Below are 17385 nucleotides of genomic sequence, written 5' to 3' on the forward strand. Positions count from 1 at the left end.
CCAACCCACTATGCAGATTGTTTACGAACCTATAGGCATCATTCATTCTCCCTTCAAGTCGAAGGAAGGTGTTCCAATCCAGCCAGTCTATGCAAGAGGCGTGGAAGGCTACATCGAGCTCTTTACCGAGTACGCCGAGGGGCTTAAGGACATCGAGGGCTTCTCTCACCTGATCCTCATCTACCATTTTCACCTCTCGGAGGGCTACAGGCTTTTGGTTAAACCATTCCTCGACGACGAACTTCATGGTGTGTTCGCGACGAGAGCGCCAAAAAGGCCAAATCCTATTGGCATGTCAATCGTAAGGTTGAAAGAGGTGGATGGCCCAATTCTACGAATTTTAGACGTAGACATCGTTGATGGCACTCCTCTGCTCGACATCAAGCCCTACGTTCCCGAGTTTGATTGTCGTAGCGAAGCCAGAGCTGGCTGGCTTGAAAAGGGAGTGCGTGAGGCGAGGAGGACAGTGTCTGATGGCAGATTTTGATTGGTAATATTTATGTACTCATGCACATATATATGAACACATGAAAACAATATCGATCAGAGATGATGTCTACAATAAGCTTGTGAGTATGAAAGAAGATGGTGAAAGTTTCAGTGACGTGATTGAAAAACTGCTTAAAAGAGAGAGATTCAACATTGAAGAATACTTTGGCGTACTCAGAGAAAGTAGCGTACTTGATGAGATAATGGAGTACTCCCGTAAAGCAAGGAAAAGCGCGAGGATGAGGATATGATCGTACTGGATACGAGCTTTTTAATTGACTATTTTAAGGGTGTTGAGGAAACAAAGCATTTGGTTAAAAGCAACGATAACGTGGCGATAACCACTGTAACGTATCATGAAATAAAAACAGGTTTAAAAAGAAAGAAAATGAAGAAAGAGGAAATGCTCTTTAGAAGATTCTTTTCCAGAATACCGATACTGGATTTTGATATCAGAGCTGCCGAAGAATCCAGCAGTATCGCAGCAAAGCTGCTTGCCATAGGACTAGACATTAACGTTCTTGACGTCCTGATTGCTGGTATTGCAATTGCAAACGGTGCTGAGAAAATATTAACCGCTGACAGGAATTTCCTGGAGATAGAAAAAGTTTCAGATTTGGAAGTAGTCCTGTACAGGTAGTTCCTAATATAATAAAGAATTTATAAATTTAATAAAGTATTTTGGAACGCTAAATGAAGTAGCAAAAATCAAAGCTCCTCAACGAACTCCACGATCCTGTCCACAGCTTCTCTTAACTTTTCCATGCTTACTGCATACGCACACCTGATGTACCCCTCTCCGCATTCCCCAAACGCGTTTCCCGGCACCACTGCAACATTTTTCTCGAACAGCAGCCTTTCTGCAAATTCCTCACTGCTCAGTCCGGTGGATTCTATGCTTGGAAACGCATAGAATGCCCCGTCTGGCATTTTAACGTCGAGTACCTTTCCTACTCTCTTTACGAAGAAGTTCCTGCGCCTGATGTATTCGGCCCGCATCTCCTCGAGTTCATCTTCGCCATTTCTCAACGCCTCGAGAGCACCAATCTGTGCCGTAACGGGAGCGCACAGCATGCAGTACTGGTGGATTTTGAGCATACCTTCCAGTATGTCTGCAGGAGCAATAGCGTAACCTATTCTTAAGCCAGTCATTGCGAAGGCCTTTGAAAAGCCGTTTAGAATGATTGCTCTCTCCTCCATTCCGTTCAGCGATGCGATGGATATGTGCTTGAAAGTGTAGCTTAGCTCTGCATAAATTTCATCTGAAATTACGATCATGTCGTGCTCAATTGCCGCATCAGCGATCTCTTCAAGCTCCTTCTTCGAGTAGCTCACACCTGTAGGGTTATTGGGGTAGTTGATGACGATGGCTTTCGGTTTTGTCTCTTTTGCGTACTCATCGATGAGTTCGTAACTCAGCTTAAAATCAGGGGTTGTAGGAATCGCAACAACTTCTCCGCCTGCAAGGGACGAGAGGGGTGCGTAGGACACGTAGCATGGCTCGGGAACGAGGACAGCTTCGCCTTCATTCAGAATTGCCCTCAGAGCTATGTCCACACCCTCGCTTACACCAGTGGTTATCAGAACGCTTTCTGCGCTGCATTCAACCCCGAACTTCCTGTAATATTCTGCTATCGCCTCTCTAAGCTCTTTCAGACCAAAATTTGACGTATAGGAAGTTATACCCTTTTCAAGGGCGTATATTATCTCCTCTCTTATCCTCCAAGGAACCGCGAAATCTGGCTCACCCACGCCAAGGCTGATGACATCGTCTCTCCCAATTATCAGCTCGAAAAACTTCCTTATTCCCGAAGGCTTTAACTCTTGGACTCTCTTCGAAACCCTTTCCTGCTCACGGGACAATTGCGAGCCTCCTGTCCTCTTCGTCTTTGAAGAGGAGCACGCCTTCCTCCTTGTAGCTCCTCAGCACGAAGTGGGTTACTGTTGTGAGGACTTCCGGAATCGTTGAAATCTTTTCCGCAACGAAGAAAGCTACCTCCTTGAGACTTTTTCCCTTCACAACAACCTGAAAGTCGTAATCACCGCTTACGAGCCTTACTGCGTGAACTTCTGGAAACTTGGCTATTCTCTTTGCTATGTCATCGTAGTTCTTTTCCCTGGTGAGTGTAACCCTCACGTCTATAACCGCGTAAACAATTTCCTCTCCAGCCTTTTCCCAGTCTACGAGGGTCTTGTACTTGAGAATGATGCCTCTCTCTTCGGCCTTCTTTACTATCTCATCTATCTCTTTTGGTGTGTAGCCTGTCATTTCCGAAATTTCCTCACTGCTCAGTCTTGCGTTGTCTTCGAGTATCCTGAGAATTTCGAGAGTTTTTTCATTATCCATGATGGCAATTCGATTATTTGTATTTAAATTTTCTACTGTTCTTTGCACTTCAATTTCTCACTCGTTTCATACCCCACTTCATCCAGGTTTCACTGGAATTTCTCCCTTCAATACTATCTCTGCTTCATGTCCTTTCAGGACAAGCTCAAGAAGAACTGCTCTTACCTCGACCCCTTTATTCATGGCCTCGTTAAGGGCATCCGCAAACTCTGGATGTGTTTCTCTGTTTGGTTTTAGAACTCTCGCGTCGGGACGCGTAACGAGAAAAAGAATCTTCGACGAGTAACTCATTTCCATAGCTTTAATCAGCGTGAGAATGTGTTTTAACCCCCTCTCCGTTGGAGCATCTGGAAAGTACGCTATGCTGTCTTTAACAAGCGTGCAGCCCTTAACTTCGAGCAGAGCGTGACAATCCAGCAGAAAATCTATTCTGCTTCCTAAAAACGTGAATTCTCTCTTGGCAATCCCGCATCTGAAAATCTGGGGAATGATTTTCTCTGCGAGTGCCGAATGCAGGCCTGAGTTTACAATCACCGGCACGCCTGCATAAATGGCAATTACGTCGTAGCGAGTTTTTCTGTTTTTTCCATCCCTCTCTTTGAGCAAAACTCTGTTTCCTTCAACGAGAAGCTCTTTCAGTCTTCCCGGATCTTTCAGATGCGCTTTTACCGGTCTACCATTAATTTCGACGGTGACGAGAAACCTGTTGTCCCTCCTGATGAAATTCCCGTCGATTAGTCCGCTTATAGACATCAGTTTCAAACTTCCACCGTCCACGTGCAGTTAGGATATCTTTGCAGCTTTATCTTCCTGTTGCTTGCAAGACCCCTTCCGCAAGGGAGGCGGGTGGGTAGTTAAGTTTATAGACTTAGTAGCTAAAAAATCTTCGGGGATGTTCCCAAAGAAAGAAGTTCAGCTAACTGTGGTGGGAAAAGTTTTCAAGCCAAACAGGAAGAAAGTTTTAGCCTTAAACAGGTGCTTAGAAGAATATTTCAAACTTGTGAGCTGGTATCTTAACTTCAATTCGACATCAAAGACATTTCTGCACAAGAACGGTTACGAGAAAGCAAAGCAACTATTCAACCTAAACACTGCCTTAATCCAGACAGCGAGAGACAAAGCTGTGGAAATTCTAAAGAGTTTCAACGAAAAGAAGAAAGAGGGTAAAGTTAAACCGAAACCGAAGCTGAAGAGGATTTCAATTAGGTTTGATAAGAGATGTTACTCTTTCGCTAATACTACTAACAAGTTAACACCATACTGGCTAACTCTGAGCCTGAATCGCAAGGAGAGAGTAACCCTACCAGTAGTTTTTGGTGAAAGACAAAAGAAGTTCATAGAAGAAGCCTTACAGGGCAAATGGCAATTCTGTACGGTAGAGGTGGTAAAGAGGAATGGAGAATGGTATGCTCATTTCGTGCTCAAGAAAGAAGTAGAATTCGATGAACCAGAGACGGTCATTGGTGTGGATTTGGGAGAATGGAATGTTGCTACTGCTGTTGCCATTTCTAAGCAATCAAAACCAATGAAGGGTCAGTTCTGGAGCGGTGCAGGGATAAGGGAAATCAGAGGGAAGTACTCGCATATTCGAAGAAATCTACAGAGAAAGAAGAGGTTAGATTTGGTTAAGCAGATTGGACACAAAGAGGAGAGAATCGTGAACCAGCAATTGCACGTAATAGCGAATGAAATCGTAGCTTACGCTAAACAATTCGAGAAGCCAGTAATAGCAATAGAGGAACTTAATGGAATTAGAGAGAACATGAACAGTTCAGCAAAGCTTAACAGAAGGTTGCACGCTTGGGGCTTTCGGAAATTACAGCAATACATCGAATACAAAGCCAATCTCGAAGGAATACCTGTGGTATATGTTAATCCCAAGGATACATCAAAAAGATGTCATAGATGCGGGCATGTTGCCCAAGCTAATGGCAGAGAGTTCAGGTGTCCTAAATGTGGTTTGAGATACAATCGAGATTTGAATGCTGCGATAAACATAGCCCATGCCTTAATGAGAGGCATGGGATGGGGGAGCTGTGAACCCCCCGAACTCCCAGATGAAGTCCTGACGCAAAGTCAGGACAGAACGGGAGAAGCCCCATGCGTAAGCGTGGGGTAGTTCACTAAGGAAATATTTAAAATGTTGCGCACATAACTGCAGCCATGAAGAAAATCCTGATGGTAATTGTTGACGGACTCGCTGATAGACCAATCGATGGAAAAACGCCTTTGAGCGTTGCAAACAAACCAAACATGGATAAAATTGCTGCTATGGGTATTAACGGGATTATGGACACAATAGCTCCCGGTATAAGGCCGGGGAGCGATACAGGTCATTTGGCTCTGCTCGGGTACGACCCCTACAAGTACTATTCTGGCAGGGGGCCGATAGAGGCTGCTGGAGCGGGAATAAACATTAAGCCAGGAGACGTTGCGTTCCGTGTCAATTTCGGGACTGTCGAGGGAGAAGGAAGCATTTTTGACAAGGTTGTCGTTGATAGAAGGGCTGGCAGAATAAGCGACACCGACGAGCTTGTTAAGGCAGTTTGCGAGGGTGTAAGGCTCGATGTCGAGTATATATTCAGGAGAGGGAGTGGTCACCGAGGAGCCCTCGTGCTAAAGGGGGAAGGACTTTCTGATAAAATAAGCGACACCGATCCCCATGAAATTGGGGCGAAGGTCTGGAGGTGTAAGCCCTTAGACGACAGCGAGGAGGCGAAAAGGACTGCGGAAATCGTGAATTCGTTCATGGAGCAGAGCCATCGCATCCTCGACTCGCATCCCCTCAACGTGGAGAGGGCGAAAAAAGGATTGTTGAAGGCGAACGTTCTGCTCTTGCGCGGCGCAGGCATGTGCCCGCACATACCGCCTTTTGAAGAGAAGTACGGGATGAAGCTCGCAGTAGTTGCGGGAACCACGCTTATAAAGGGTGTTGGTAGAATAGTCAAAGGTGACATAATAGAGGTGGAAGGCGCAACTGGAAACAAATACACAAACCTCGATGGTAAGATTAAGGCAGCAATTGAAGCCTTGAATACGCACGACTTCGTTCTGCTTCATATCAAAGCTACAGATGAGCTGGGCCACGATGGAGACTTCGATGGAAAAAGGGAGTTCATAGAGAAGCTTGACAAGGCAATAGAACCTCTCCTCAGCCTTGACTTCTCGAAGGTCTGCATGATATTCACCGCCGATCATTCGACGCCTGTAATGGCGAAGGAACACACCGCCGATCCTGTACCGATAGCCATCGTGCACGAGGGTGTGAGAGTTGATGAGGTGACGACGTTTTCAGAGTTCGAAGCCTACAAAGGCGGGCTCTGCAGGATAAGGGGTAGAGACGCGATAAACATAGCCCTCGATCTAACGGATAGGGCGAAGAAGTTTGGGGCTTAGCTCAGTTATTTTACACCTTATTTTAACATAGTATTCTGATTCTGATAGCAGTCAAGGAAGGAATTGTATCGCGGAATTGCAAAAATGGTTAGGGCTGTAATCGTTCAGCTACCGAATATCAGGTCAAATATATCATCAAGTTTCCCCTTCTTTCCTTCAAGAACTTCTGCGTCGTACACCTCAGTGTAGCCACAGTTTGAGCAGGTTACGAAGTAGTATTTGTTTCTTTGCCAGTCCATCCATCTGTCAAGAAGGCTGGCTCCAGTCATTGCAAGTTTTTTTGACCACTGCTCTCTGCACACCACATTTTGGGCATTTAAAGCGGGTGGCAAGCTCATCTTCGATTTTCATTGGCTATCTTTGTTCAGAGAAAATTTATGAATTTAACGGGTCTCAGCATTTGGCACAATATTTAAACCACACTTGCTCATGTACAAAAAATGGCATAAGTCAAAGACTACACAACCGGGAAAATACTCAAAGACGTCAAAATTGCTCTTTTAGCACTAAAACTCGTTAAATTCCCGATTGTTGGGACGTACATCGGCAAGAAGTTACTGAAAAGAATAGAAAAATTTGAACCCCTGTTAGTAAACCTGACAGAGGCCACAGAGCTCATTGAGAATGCAGAGAAAGTTGCAGTCGGGCAGAGAGTATGTTTTGAGCTGCACAAGACGACTTTCACAGAATCTGTGTTTCTAGACGAGCTCGCTGAGGAGATGGTTAAAATCGGAAAGGCCAGAATGGTAACCAAGGAAGAAGCAGTAAAAACGCTGAAAAAGTACAGTACTCCCATCATCGTTTCCAAAGTTTCTGGAAAGTACATGGAAATCTGCCGTTCCTCACCAAGGGAGTGTGTTTACTGGTGCGCCGAAAGGGCAGGACTGAAATGCTTGAGGAACGATAGAACGTTGAAGACAGTTGATTATAGCGGAAGTAAGAAAGAGTGTATAGAATATATTGTAAAGAAAAGAGCGATGGAAAAACAGAAAAATAGATAGCGGCAAACTTTTATAAGAAAGTGGACAAGGGCTATGCGTTACAAGGGTGCGAGTATGTTCGACAGGCTCGTAGTACCGGCAAACACGAAATTCGAGGATGGCTGCGTTATTGTTGAGGGAGACGTAATTGTTGGCCCGAATGCGACCCTTGGATACGGTATAATCGGAAGGAAGGTTATTGTAGGTGAGAAAGCAAACATCCAGGGCGACATAGTGGGCGAGGAAGTCAGACTCGATGCCTGGAGTAGCGTTAAGGGCAACGTTGTGAGCAGGGGAGATGCTTACGTTGGTGAGTTTGCCACTATCGACGGGAAGCTCACAGTTTATGGAAACCTTGATATAGGCAGAAACGTCAGGATAAAGGAAGGGTTCGAGGCCAAAGGACTGATTACAATTCAGGATCCTCTTCCGGTAATCATCTTCATTTTCTTCTACCTCCTCGAGCTTTTACGGCTTGGTAAGCTGGAGGAAGCGGAAAAGCTGTTTGAGGAAATTGAGGAGTTTGAGTCGCCTCTCATAATTCCCGAGGACTCCACGCTCAACCTCGAGCAAATAAAAACCAGCGCAAGCGTCGAAATCGTTGGCAGCAGGGTTCTTGGCAACGTCAGAGCGAAGGATGTGAGTGTTGAAGGCAGCGAGGTCTTTGGCAGCTTGAGGGGAAGGGACATTGTCGTGGACGGCAGCCGCATACATGGGGCCATAGAGGGCAGAACTGTCTTTATAGTAAATGGCAGCGAGGTCTTTGGCCATATAAAGGCGGGCAGGGTTTACATGGAGGAGAAGTGCGCTGTTGAAGGGACAATAATCGGAAAGTCTGGTGTAATCATCAAGCCGAAGGTGGATGTTGCAGAAATAATGAAGAAGTTAAAGGGAATTGAGGAAGAGGAGAAGGAAGAGAAAGAAGAGACAGAAAAAGAGGAAGAGAAGACAGAAGTAAGAGAAGTGAAAAAAGCGGAAGTTGAAGAGACAAGGAAGAAAAGAAAGAGGGAAGAATCGAGGGAAGTTATAGACGTTATAAAGTCCGGCAAGGATAGAGAGGAAAAGGAAGTCAAAACATCAGAAGGCGATTTAAATGCTGGAGTGGGACAGGGAGAAGTTCAGAAAGATGTTTCCTAACCTTTTCCATGAACTTGAAGGCAGCCACATGCCTACTGTTCTCGACCACCTCGAAGTCTGCAGAAGTGCGGAAGAGGCGTTGGAGGTAATAAACTACTTCGAGCGGATTGGGGAAATTACACCCGAGTATGCATCTTTTCTCCGCTCAAACGTAAAAAAGCTTGGCATAATTGGTACGAGGAGAAGAGGAGATTACGAGAGGAGGGGTCTCGTTGATTGAAATAGGCATTGCCGGAAAGCCAAACGCTGGCAAGTCAACTTTTTTCAAAGCTGCAACCCTTGCGGATGTTGAGATTGCCAACTACCCTTTCACGACCATTGAGCCAAACGTAGGTGTTGCACACGTTCGCGTTGAGTGCGTTTGCCAGGAACTTGGCGTTAAATGTGACAACTGTATAGATGGCTGGAGGCTCATCCCAGTCAAGCTCATAGATGTTGCTGGCCTCGTGCCGGAAGCACACAAGGGGCGTGGCCTTGGCAACGAGTTTCTCGATAACCTGAGGCAGAGCGAAGCGGTGATTCACGTCATCGACGCTTCTGGCTCAACGGACGAAGAGGGGAACGAGATAGGAGTTGGTGAACACGACCCGTGTAAGGATGTGGAGTTTCTCTATAACGAACTCGACATGTGGCTTTTCGGGATTTTGAAGAGGAACTGGGATAGAATTGCCAGGAGAATTCACCTCGAAAAAAGGGATCCTGCCAAGTATATCACTGAACAGCTTGCTGGCCTGGGCTTTAAGGAGTGGCAGGTGAGAGAAGCGTTAAAGGTAGTTGGAAGCGATGTAATGAAGTTCGGTGATGAAGAACTGAAGACTTTTGCAACGGAACTCAGGAAGAGGAGGATGGGGATGGTCATTGCTGCCAACAAGGCGGACAAAGCTCCAGAACAATTCATGAAAAAGCTTCTTTCCCTCGATGAAATTGTGATTCCCACTTCAGCGGCATTTGAACTCACGCTGCGGATGGCTGCCAAGAACGGATACATAAAATACCTTCCTGGGGACAGCGATTTTGAGATAATTAAGGCGCTCAACGAGAAGCAGAAGAAGGCGCTTGAGATTATAAGGGACTTTCTCAAAAAGTATGGAAGCACGGGTGTCCAGAAGGCCATAAACACCGTCGTCTTCGATCTGCTCGGTTACATTGTCGTTTATCCTGTTGAAGATGAAAATAAGTTTACGGATTCGAAAGGCAACGTGCTGCCTGATGCGATGCTCGTTAAGAAGGGAACGACAGCAAGACAGCTTGCATACATGATACATACCGACATAGGAGAGAGCTTTATATATGCCCTTGACGCAAAACGAAAGATGAGAATTGCTGAGGACTATGAACTCAAGCACAACGATGTGATAAAAATTGTTAGCGCCAAATGAAAGCGAACAGCGTAAAACACCCTGCAATAATTCAGTTAAGGGGAGAAGTCGGAGATAGAGTTGAGGAAGTTTTGAAGATAGTTGAAAAGACCTGCAGCGATTTTGAGGTGGAGAACGACGATGGCGTCAATATTTATGTCTCTGACGTCAACGAAGCAAGGAAGGTAATTTCGAAGATAAAGAGAGTTGCAAGAGTGAGTGTCAAGATGAGCACGAAATACGCCGGATTGAGGCGTGGGAGAGTAAGAACACTATTTGTTTACTGCGTAAGGTTTGGTTATGATAATTGAAGTTTCCGAATTTCAGCGGATAAGGAAGGAACTGAAAAGTCTTCGAGACCTGAGCCGGCCGGGCTATCCACGGGGGATGCTCTTTACAATTCTGTCCCAGAAAAGGGTTGATGCCGTAAAGAGGTACTATCCCCAGGCCGTAGATAAACTGGACGAGATAGCTTCTTACTGGAATGAAAATGGCAGTTTTCCGCCCTGGCTGAGGCTGACACCTGTAATGAGAGTAAGGGTTCTTCTCAAGGCCCTCGGCTACTCTAAAGCCGAGACGGGTAGGATACTCAAAGATCCGGGAAGAGCAGAATCCGACAGGATTGAGGAGGAAGTCTGGCGCGCCCTTTTTACAGACTTTATTTACTCTCCTCTGGCCGTGAAGCACCAGTTCGCGAGAGGGAAGCTTGGCGAGGAGATAATCCGGAGGTGGCTTGAGGAGCGCGGAATAGAATACAGGGATGAGAAAGATTTGAGAAAGGAGTTCGACAAAACGCCGGATTTCTACTTCGACGAGCTTGTAGATATAGCGGGTAAAGAGGTCAAGTGGATCGAGAGCAAAGCTCTGTTCGGTGATCCAAGAACCCACTGGCTTTACGACAAGAAGCAGTTCTCTCGCTATGAGGAGATGTTTGGAGAAGGCTACGTGGTTTACTGGTTCGGATGGGTTAAGGGTTTAAACAGGTCAATTCTGCCCTACGACTTTTTCTCTTCTCCGCTCAGAAATGCTTTGCTCGATATGAGAGTATACACTGCTGGCGGCTCGCCTAAAAGAATTGCTGAGCTTGCAGAAAAACTTGATGCCTTCGTTGTAGATATTGGGTGCGACGCAGAAGATGAAATTGAGAGATGTGTTTACATAGAGGAGCTTGAGCCAGAAAAACCAATGAGAAGCAAGGAATTTCTCGACGGCATGTGCAGGCTCATCGACTGCTATTCAAAAGGAAGAATTCTGATTGCAAGCAGGGAAAAAGATTGGAAAAAGAGTCACAGACGTCACGTTGCGTGGGTCCTCAGAAACCTTGGCTTCGACGTCATTCATGTCTGATCAGGAGCCCATGAGGGACTCTGCAACCTTCAGCAGCTCATCCTTTTCGAGGGTTGTTGTGATTGTTACATCTATGTCTCCCTGCCTCCAAGATACTATTCTCACGTAGCCTGCATCGAGGTAGCTAACTGTTGTGTTGCCAATCACGACCTCTTCAGCCCCCTCTATTTCTGCAGCCTCGCCCACCCTCTCTTTGACTTCGATTATTGCTGTACTGTTTGTGTACGTCAGGACAACTACGTTGAGTGGTTTGATTACGGAGATACTCAGGTTGAAGTCATCTGATGGGAGATATCCGGGAAGAATTACCTTAAAACCAGCGGATTCCTCCGCTTCCTCTACTGTGTCAAACTCAACAACCTTCTGCTGGAGATCCTCGACACTCGAAACTGTTGCGTTCTCCGGCGGGATAAACTCGAAGAATTCATCGTCTATGCCTCTGTTGAACGTGAAATTCGAGTAGTTAACTCTGAGAACTTCTCTATCATCAACAATCCAGCGAATTGAGACAGGATAGTAGTCTCTGGTAACAGAAATCTCTATGGTTACGTTGTTTCCATGTAACGCTTTGATCAGGTAACCGTCATCTATCTTCAATACGCTGGTTGTGCTGTTCTGGACTATATCTCTGAAAAGCTCACCGTAATCAAAGTTTATCTGAACCTCATCTGGCTTTGCATAGATTGCTCTGTTTTCTGCTGGATCGTAAAACCAGACTATGCTGCCGTTGTTCACGACAACTGAGCCAGCAATTTCTTCCGGCTTAGTATAGTATACTTTTTGTTTCTCCCCTTTTACCCAGAAGTCCGCGCTGTAGGAGTAGCCGGTCATGAGGTTTGTCACTTCAACGCTACCGCTATAATCCGAAAGGCTACTGTACTTTTCCTCGACTTTCTTCACTACATCTTCTTCTCCTCCGCAGCCGAGAAGAAAGGCGGAGAAAAGAAGAATGATGAACACCTTAACTGCTTTCAAACTACCACCTGAAGCCAGTGGTTGGGCAATTACTTAAGGATTCCGGTTAAATCTGATAGATTGCGGTTGCCACGCTGTGGGGCGGGTACGAACTCTACGCCTGGATGCCTTTGCATCATGGGCTGCGGGTAGAGCTCCATGAGCTCGTAAACTTCCTCTGGGACATTCGTTGACACGTTCAGGCCCAGTTGCTTTGCAACTTCGACGGTTATGGGGTAATCGTGTGTCCAGCGCCCCTCCGTCAAAACTGTCGCAACTTCTTTTGCCTTTTCCTCACCAAGCCTGTCCTTCAGAAGCTCAAAAACGAAATCTCTTACCTGTTTGATTGCCTTCTCGGCTATGTCTGCCATTATGAGTGTCTGATCGTCGATGTCCTTAGGATCCTTCTTTGAAATCGCCTTCAGAATTGAAGGGGCAGGGTAATTCATTAGCTGCGGGTCGACAGGGCCAAGGACAGCGTTTGGATCCATTATTATTTCATCTGCTGCAAGAGCTATCAGTGTTCCACCGCTCATGGCATAGTGTGGCACGATAACTGTCGTCTTTGCCGGGTGCGCTTTTATGGCCTTTGCAATTTGTGTTGCGGCGAGCACGAGCCCACCAGGGGTGTGTATAATCAGGTCTATAGGCTGATCCTTCGGCGTTCGCCTGATTGCCCTTAGAATCTGCTCTGAATCCTCAACGTTGATGAATCGGTAAAATGGTATGCCGAACAGCCCTATGCTTTCCTGCCTGTGTATCATTGTGATGACGTTCGAACCCCTCTTTTTACCCATTCTTCTCATAGCAGATTTTCTTGCAGTCTCGAGTTGCTTATACTTGAGCTGTGGCCCTAAAATCAGATATACTATGAACAGCCACCATATCAACCCTCCAACAAAACCAAATGGGTCGTTCATTGGTTTTTATTTAATTTAGAGGATGTATATAATCTTTGTCCATAATGTCTGTACAGGGTTTCAACAAAACCAGGCAAATCGCTTCTGGGTTTTATTTAATTAATCTTGTTTTAGTTTTTTTCATTATTATATATTTAATAGTATGTTTCTTGTTCATAACATTTGCACGCTGCTGCAAAATTACAAAAATTTAAAAATCCATTTCCAGAATTTAGCGACTAAATACACGAATCGTCGAACTGCTTTTGAAAATTGGAGCCAACTTTTATGGTTAATCATTCAAAAAATTATTTCGAAATGCTTATATAGGACACAACATCGAAAATAGCACACCAAACATTATTAGGAGGGAGTGTATGAGTTATATTGGCCATGGTGGCAAAGAAATCGTTGAGCGAGTTTTGGACAAAGAAAAAGCTAAAGAGGCTATTCAAGGCTTGACACAGATTCCAGTAAGAAGGCAAATCGCACACGAGTGCATAAGCCTCTCCTACGGTTTCTTCACGCCTCTGCAGGGCTTTATGGGCTATGCGGATGTAGATGCCGTTTGTAAGGACATGACTCTTGCAGACGGCACGGTCTGGAGCATTCCGATAGTCTTTGACATGAGCGACGAAGACATAAAGAAGTACGACATAAAGGAGGGTGACACTGTTCTGTTCACGTACATGGATGCTCCACTTGCCATGTTTGAGATCGAGGAAATATATGAGTACGACAAGAAATTCATGGCTGAGAAGGTCTACGGAACCACTGAGGAGAAACATCCTGGTGTGAAGAGGACATACGAGTATGCGGACAAGTTCCTTGCAGGTAAGGTCACACTTGTAAACGAGCCCAAGTTCAACGAACCCTATGCAAGCTTCTGGAAGACTCCAAAGCAGCACATCGATGCGTTCAGGGAGAAGGGCTGGGAGCATGTTGTTGCTCACCAGACGAGGAACGTTCCGCACACGGGCCATGAGTGGCTGATGAAGTACGCTTGGTTTGCTGCAAACGAAGATCTGACAGTCGATACACTCAAGACAGGTGTACTTGTCAACTGTATCATCGGTGAGAAGAGGAAGGGCGATTACATCGATGAGGCTATTCTGCTCGCACAGAACATGCTTCGCGTAGCGGGCTACTTCAGAGATGACGTGCACATGGTCACCTTCACGCTCTGGGACATGAGATATGCTGGCCCGAGAGAGGCAATATTCCACGCTGCCCTGAGAGCGAACATTGGCTGTACGCACCACATGTATGGCAGAGACCACGCCGGTGTTGGTGACTACTATGGCACCTATGATGCTCACTACCTGCTGAAGAGCGTCAAGGACAAGCTCTCAATAAAGCCGGTCTTCATCCTCGAGAACTGGTACTGCCCGGTCTGTGCTGAAGTTACCTGCTCCGCATTCTGTGCACACACCAAGGAGAGACAGAAGTTCAGCGGTACACTGATCAGGTCGATTATAATCGACGGTGTCAAGCCGACGAGGCTTGTTCTCAGGCCTGAAGTCTTCGACACAGTCATGGAGTGCGCTGAGAAGTACGGCTTTGGTTCACCGTTCGTCACGGACAAGTACCTTGCTGAGAGGCAGCCAATCTTCACACTTGAACCAATGGAAGTTGGAAAGGCGTGAGGTGATAGAAAATGAGCGAGGCAGACATTGGAATTAACATCTGGATTAACGAGGAGCGCTACGAGAAGCTGCAGGAAGCTGGACTTGCAGACCTTGCCCATGACAAACTCGCAGGGATGAAGGTTCTTCAGATAAAGTGCACTGAGGAGCAGAAGGACGAAATCCTGAAGAAGTTTCCGATGGCGAAGTACGATGCTTCAACAACGAGAACGATCGAACTTCTGCCGAGGGAAGTGAAGGACAGGATATTCGAGATAGCACTGAAGCTGAAGTCAACCGGGCCAGAAGTCATCGAGGAGTTTCTGAAATCGGCATAAAAAGTAAAGTTTAAATTTTTTAAAATTTAGAGGGGATCGGGTAGGATTGGGTGAATATTAGAGAAAATAAGTAAAGAAAGTTGAGTAACGGTATATTGGAGGTGGAAAAATGCCAAGCTATGTGAACCCGGATAAGTGCGACGGTTGTAAGGCGTTGGAGAAGACGGCGTGCCAGTACATCTGCCCCAACGACCTGATGAAACTGAACGAAGAGCTGATGAAAGCGTACAACCAGGAGCCCGACATGTGCTGGGAGTGCTACAGCTGTGTCAAGATTTGCCCGCAGGGTGCCATTGAGATGAGGGGTTACGTGGACTTCGTACCTCTTGGTGCAGCCTGTACACCCATGAGGGGTACCGATGCAATCATGTGGACAGTGAAGTTCAGGAACGGCAAGATCTTGAGGTTCAAGTTCCCCATCAGGACAACTCCGTGGGGCTCAATCCAGCCTTTCGAGGGTCTGCCCGAGCCGAGCACTGACGGGCTGAAGGACGAACTGCTTACGGGCGAGCCAGACATTCTGGAAGTTAGTGAGCTGCCCACGCTCAAGAAGTAAATTTGGAGGTGTAAAAAATGGCTGAGCCAAAGGTTGAGAGAGTTGAGACGGACATTTTGATACTTGGTGGTGGTTTCTCGGGATGTGGTGCTGCGTACGAGGCAGCATACTGGGGTAAGGCCGCTGGCCTTAAAGTTACACTCGTTGAGAAGGCTGCAATTGAGCGCAGTGGTGCCGTTGCCCAGGGTCTCTCTGCTATAAACACCTATATGGGAATGTCCGGTAAGGTAATCTTCGGACAGCACACACCCGAAGAATTCGTCAAGTACGTTACCACTGACATGATGGGTATTGCAAGAGAAGACCTCGTCTACGACGTTGCTAGGCACGTTGATGGTTCTGTGCACCTCTTCGAGAAATGGGGTCTCCCCATCTGGAAAGAGGGCGACAAGTACGTTAGAGAAGGTCCTTGGCAGGTCATGATTCACGGTGAGTCTTACAAGCCCATCATCGCTGAGGCTGCCAAGATGGCAATTGGTGAGGAGAACATCTACGAGAGAGTATTCATCACCCACCTGCTCATGGACAAGAACGACCCCAAGAGGGTCGCTGGAGCTGTAGGTTTCAGCGTCAGAGAGGACAAGTTCTACGTATTCAAGGCCAAGGCAGTCATCATCGCAACCGGTGGTGCAACCCTGCTCTTCAGGCCGAGAAGCACTGGAGAGGGTATGGGTAGAATCTGGTACGCAATCTTCAACACGGGCAGTGGTTACACGATGGCTCTCTGGGCTGGTGCTGAGCTGACCCAGATGGAGCACAGGTTCATCCCGCTCAGGTTCAAGGACGGTTATGGCCCAGTCGGTGCATGGTTCCTCCTGTTCAAGTCAACCGCCACGAACGCATACGGTGAGGAGTACATAAAGAACAAGGACACGATTGCCCAGTACGAGCCATACGCAAGTGCCACGCCAACACCAACTCCACTCAGAAACCACCAGGCTCTTGAAGAACTCACAAACGGCAGAGGTCCAATCTACATGAGAACGGACATCGCCATCCAGAAGCTGCAGGAGGAGGGCAAGGACCTCAAGAAGCTCATCAACGAAGCTTGGGAAGACTTCCTGGACATGACCGTTTCGCAGGCATTCCTCTGGGCTGCCCAGAACATCGAGCCAGAGAAGGTACCCTCTGAGATCTACCCGGCAGAGCCCTACATCATGGGTTCACACTCTGGCTGTTCTGGTATCTGGGTCTGCGGACCTGAGGACATCATGCCTGACGAATACAAGCAGACCTTCCCGATGGTGTACAACAGGATGACAACAATCAAGGGTCTGTTCGCAATCGGTGACAACTCGGGAGCTTCCGCCCACAAGTTCTCGAGCGGTTCGTTCACAGAGGGTAGAATCGCTGGTAAGGCTGCAGTCAAGTACATCGTAGAGCAGAACCCCAACCCGGAGATCGACGAGGCTAAGGTTGAGGAGCTCAAGCAGCTCGTCTACAAGCCGTTTGAGACCTACGAGAACAACAAGGGCGTCTCAACCAGAGACGACGTTAACCCGAACTACCTGTTGCCCAAGCAGGCCCTCTGGAGACTCCAGAAGATCATGGACGAGTACGCTGCTGGAGCTACGACCTGGTACAGAACCAATGAGAAGATGCTCGAGAGAGGTCTCGAACTCCTCCAGATGCTCAAGGAGGACTGCGAGAAGCTCGCTGCAAGAGACCTCCACGAGCTGCTGAGAGCTTGGGAACTCATCCACAGGCTTTGGACTGCAGAGGCCCACATCAGGCACATGCTCTTCAGGAAGGAGACCAGGTGGCCTGGATACTACTACAGGATGGACTACCCGAAGATCGACGACGACAACTGGAAGGTCTTCGTCAACAGCACATACGACGCAGAGAAGGGCGAGTGGAACCTCTTCACGAGGCCCTACGTCCAGCTCGTCCCGTAAGGCTGGTAAATATGCCTTACAATTTTTTTCGTTTTTTCTTTTCTGTTTTGTTTGTGAACCA

Annotated in this window: 21 protein-coding genes; 15 read left to right on the forward strand and 6 right to left on the reverse strand. The window is 47.0% G+C overall.

Features of this window, described 5'->3' with window-relative positions:
- The first annotated feature begins 10 nt into the window (after positions 1–10).
- From tsaA to ARCVE_RS02010, 3 genes are read left to right on the forward strand one after another with little or no spacing between them, the layout of a single operon-like run.
- On the forward strand, positions 11–487 hold the full coding sequence (gene tsaA / locus ARCVE_RS02000) for a tRNA (N6-threonylcarbamoyladenosine(37)-N6)-methyltransferase TrmO (RefSeq protein WP_013683110.1): 477 nt from the start codon (positions 11–13) through the stop codon (positions 485–487).
- 40 nt (positions 488–527) lie between these two features.
- Positions 528–740: an antitoxin VapB family protein gene (locus tag ARCVE_RS02005; RefSeq protein WP_013683111.1), complete on the forward strand. Its 213-nt coding sequence runs from the start codon at positions 528–530 to the stop codon at positions 738–740.
- Positions 737–1129, forward strand: coding sequence for a PIN domain-containing protein (locus ARCVE_RS02010; RefSeq protein ID WP_013683112.1), 393 nt, complete (start codon positions 737–739; stop codon positions 1127–1129). Before ARCVE_RS02005 ends, ARCVE_RS02010 begins: the two co-directional genes overlap by 4 nt.
- Positions 1130–1197: 68 nt before the next feature.
- Here the strand turns inward: ARCVE_RS02010 and ARCVE_RS02015 are convergent, their stop codons facing one another.
- The 3 genes from ARCVE_RS02015 to sfsA all read right to left on the reverse strand — a co-directional run bounded on the left by ARCVE_RS02015 (position 1198) and on the right by sfsA (position 3589).
- Positions 1198–2352, reverse strand: a complete 1155-nt coding sequence (locus ARCVE_RS02015; protein WP_013683113.1) for an aminotransferase class I/II-fold pyridoxal phosphate-dependent enzyme — start codon at positions 2350–2352, stop codon at positions 1198–1200.
- On the reverse strand, positions 2342–2836 hold the full coding sequence (locus ARCVE_RS02020) for an Lrp/AsnC family transcriptional regulator (protein ID WP_013683114.1): 495 nt from the start codon (positions 2834–2836) through the stop codon (positions 2342–2344). The genes ARCVE_RS02015 and ARCVE_RS02020 overlap by 11 nt, the downstream gene beginning before the upstream one ends.
- Before the next feature lie 78 nt (positions 2837–2914).
- On the reverse strand, positions 2915–3589 hold the full coding sequence (sfsA, locus tag ARCVE_RS02025; RefSeq protein WP_013683115.1) for a DNA/RNA nuclease SfsA: 675 nt from the start codon (positions 3587–3589) through the stop codon (positions 2915–2917).
- 139 nt (positions 3590–3728) lie between these two features.
- On the opposite strand from sfsA, the gene ARCVE_RS02030 reads away from it, so the two are divergent.
- Both ARCVE_RS02030 and ARCVE_RS02035 read left to right on the forward strand, forming a co-directional pair.
- A complete protein-coding gene (locus tag ARCVE_RS02030; RefSeq protein WP_013683116.1) occupies positions 3729–4955 on the forward strand; it encodes an RNA-guided endonuclease InsQ/TnpB family protein in 1227 nt (408 codons plus the stop codon).
- Between the two features lie 44 nt (positions 4956–4999).
- Positions 5000–6232, forward strand: a complete 1233-nt coding sequence (locus tag ARCVE_RS02035; RefSeq protein WP_013683117.1) for a 2,3-bisphosphoglycerate-independent phosphoglycerate mutase — start codon at positions 5000–5002, stop codon at positions 6230–6232.
- A gap of 104 nt (positions 6233–6336) precedes the next feature.
- Here the strand turns inward: ARCVE_RS02035 and ARCVE_RS02040 are convergent, their stop codons facing one another.
- On the reverse strand, positions 6337–6570 hold the full coding sequence (locus ARCVE_RS02040) for a zinc ribbon domain-containing protein (protein ID WP_013683118.1): 234 nt from the start codon (positions 6568–6570) through the stop codon (positions 6337–6339).
- Between the two features lie 381 nt (positions 6571–6951).
- On the opposite strand from ARCVE_RS02040, the gene ARCVE_RS10720 reads away from it, so the two are divergent.
- Genes ARCVE_RS10720 through ARCVE_RS10725 form a run of 6 tightly spaced genes read left to right on the forward strand, consistent with a single transcriptional unit; the run spans position 6952 to position 11054 of the window.
- Complete coding sequence (locus tag ARCVE_RS10720) at positions 6952–7233, forward strand: hypothetical protein (protein ID WP_156785990.1); 282 nt, start codon at positions 6952–6954, stop codon at positions 7231–7233.
- A gap of 54 nt (positions 7234–7287) precedes the next feature.
- Positions 7288–8349 carry a polymer-forming cytoskeletal protein gene (locus ARCVE_RS02050; protein WP_013683119.1) on the forward strand — a complete coding sequence of 354 codons (1062 nt, stop codon included), beginning with the start codon at positions 7288–7290 and terminating at the stop codon, positions 8347–8349.
- Positions 8306–8569 carry a DUF2095 family protein gene (locus ARCVE_RS02055; protein ID WP_013683120.1) on the forward strand — a complete coding sequence of 88 codons (264 nt, stop codon included), beginning with the start codon at positions 8306–8308 and terminating at the stop codon, positions 8567–8569. The genes ARCVE_RS02050 and ARCVE_RS02055 overlap by 44 nt, the downstream gene beginning before the upstream one ends.
- Positions 8562–9728: a redox-regulated ATPase YchF gene (locus ARCVE_RS02060; RefSeq protein ID WP_013683121.1), complete on the forward strand. Its 1167-nt coding sequence runs from the start codon at positions 8562–8564 to the stop codon at positions 9726–9728. Before ARCVE_RS02055 ends, ARCVE_RS02060 begins: the two co-directional genes overlap by 8 nt.
- Complete coding sequence (locus ARCVE_RS02065) at positions 9725–10018, forward strand: NMD3-related protein (RefSeq protein WP_013683122.1); 294 nt, start codon at positions 9725–9727, stop codon at positions 10016–10018. Before ARCVE_RS02060 ends, ARCVE_RS02065 begins: the two co-directional genes overlap by 4 nt.
- The gene (locus ARCVE_RS10725) at positions 10008–11054 is read left to right on the forward strand and encodes a TPD domain-containing protein (protein ID WP_013683123.1); all 1047 of its coding nucleotides are present in this window, start codon (positions 10008–10010) and stop codon (positions 11052–11054) included. The genes ARCVE_RS02065 and ARCVE_RS10725 overlap by 11 nt, the downstream gene beginning before the upstream one ends.
- Here the strand turns inward: ARCVE_RS10725 and ARCVE_RS02075 are convergent, their stop codons facing one another.
- Both ARCVE_RS02075 and ARCVE_RS02080 read right to left on the reverse strand, forming a co-directional pair.
- The gene (locus ARCVE_RS02075; RefSeq protein ID WP_013683124.1) at positions 11055–12029 is read right to left on the reverse strand and encodes a LolA family protein; all 975 of its coding nucleotides are present in this window, start codon (positions 12027–12029) and stop codon (positions 11055–11057) included.
- Positions 12030–12058: 29 nt separating this feature from the next.
- On the reverse strand, positions 12059–12928 hold the full coding sequence (locus ARCVE_RS02080; RefSeq protein WP_013683125.1) for an SDH family Clp fold serine proteinase: 870 nt from the start codon (positions 12926–12928) through the stop codon (positions 12059–12061).
- Between the two features lie 356 nt (positions 12929–13284).
- Between ARCVE_RS02080 and sat the strand changes: the two genes are divergently transcribed.
- The 4 genes from sat to aprA all read left to right on the forward strand — a co-directional run bounded on the left by sat (position 13285) and on the right by aprA (position 17324).
- Positions 13285–14553 (forward strand): sulfate adenylyltransferase, encoded by a 1269-nt coding sequence (gene sat / locus ARCVE_RS02085; protein WP_013683126.1) that lies wholly within the window; start codon positions 13285–13287, stop codon positions 14551–14553.
- 11 nt (positions 14554–14564) lie between these two features.
- Positions 14565–14870 (forward strand): DUF6955 family protein, encoded by a 306-nt coding sequence (locus ARCVE_RS02090; RefSeq protein WP_013683127.1) that lies wholly within the window; start codon positions 14565–14567, stop codon positions 14868–14870.
- A gap of 109 nt (positions 14871–14979) precedes the next feature.
- On the forward strand, positions 14980–15426 hold the full coding sequence (gene aprB, locus ARCVE_RS02095; protein ID WP_013683128.1) for an adenylyl-sulfate reductase subunit beta: 447 nt from the start codon (positions 14980–14982) through the stop codon (positions 15424–15426).
- A gap of 17 nt (positions 15427–15443) precedes the next feature.
- Entirely contained in the window at positions 15444–17324 is a 1881-nt protein-coding gene (gene aprA, locus ARCVE_RS02100) for an adenylyl-sulfate reductase subunit alpha (RefSeq protein WP_013683129.1), read from the forward strand.
- Positions 17325–17385: the final 61 nt, after the last annotated feature.

The sequence above is a fragment of the Archaeoglobus veneficus SNP6 genome, assembly GCF_000194625.1.
Classification (GTDB): Archaea; Halobacteriota; Archaeoglobi; order Archaeoglobales; family Archaeoglobaceae; genus Archaeoglobus_C; species Archaeoglobus_C veneficus.

Coding starts and splice junctions, on each gene's coding strand:
- tsaA (WP_013683110.1), top strand. CDS start 11: ATGCAGATTGTTTACGAACCTATAGGCATCATTCATTCTCCCTTCAAG.
- ARCVE_RS02005 (WP_013683111.1), top strand. CDS start 528: ATGAAAACAATATCGATCAGAGATGATGTCTACAATAAGCTTGTGAGT.
- ARCVE_RS02010 (WP_013683112.1), top strand. CDS start 737: ATGATCGTACTGGATACGAGCTTTTTAATTGACTATTTTAAGGGTGTT.
- ARCVE_RS02020 (WP_013683114.1), bottom strand. CDS start 2,836: ATGGATAATGAAAAAACTCTCGAAATTCTCAGGATACTCGAAGACAAC.
- sfsA (WP_013683115.1), bottom strand. CDS start 3,589: ATGTCTATAAGCGGACTAATCGACGGGAATTTCATCAGGAGGGACAAC.
- ARCVE_RS02030 (WP_013683116.1), top strand. CDS start 3,729: ATGTTCCCAAAGAAAGAAGTTCAGCTAACTGTGGTGGGAAAAGTTTTC.
- ARCVE_RS02035 (WP_013683117.1), top strand. CDS start 5,000: ATGAAGAAAATCCTGATGGTAATTGTTGACGGACTCGCTGATAGACCA.
- ARCVE_RS02040 (WP_013683118.1), bottom strand. CDS start 6,570: ATGAGCTTGCCACCCGCTTTAAATGCCCAAAATGTGGTGTGCAGAGAG.
- ARCVE_RS10720 (WP_156785990.1), top strand. CDS start 6,952: ATGGTTAAAATCGGAAAGGCCAGAATGGTAACCAAGGAAGAAGCAGTA.
- ARCVE_RS02050 (WP_013683119.1), top strand. CDS start 7,288: ATGTTCGACAGGCTCGTAGTACCGGCAAACACGAAATTCGAGGATGGC.
- ARCVE_RS02055 (WP_013683120.1), top strand. CDS start 8,306: ATGCTGGAGTGGGACAGGGAGAAGTTCAGAAAGATGTTTCCTAACCTT.
- ARCVE_RS02065 (WP_013683122.1), top strand. CDS start 9,725: ATGAAAGCGAACAGCGTAAAACACCCTGCAATAATTCAGTTAAGGGGA.
- ARCVE_RS10725 (WP_013683123.1), top strand. CDS start 10,008: ATGATAATTGAAGTTTCCGAATTTCAGCGGATAAGGAAGGAACTGAAA.
- ARCVE_RS02080 (WP_013683125.1), bottom strand. CDS start 12,928: ATGAACGACCCATTTGGTTTTGTTGGAGGGTTGATATGGTGGCTGTTC.
- sat (WP_013683126.1), top strand. CDS start 13,285: ATGAGTTATATTGGCCATGGTGGCAAAGAAATCGTTGAGCGAGTTTTG.
- ARCVE_RS02090 (WP_013683127.1), top strand. CDS start 14,565: ATGAGCGAGGCAGACATTGGAATTAACATCTGGATTAACGAGGAGCGC.
- aprB (WP_013683128.1), top strand. CDS start 14,980: ATGCCAAGCTATGTGAACCCGGATAAGTGCGACGGTTGTAAGGCGTTG.
- aprA (WP_013683129.1), top strand. CDS start 15,444: ATGGCTGAGCCAAAGGTTGAGAGAGTTGAGACGGACATTTTGATACTT.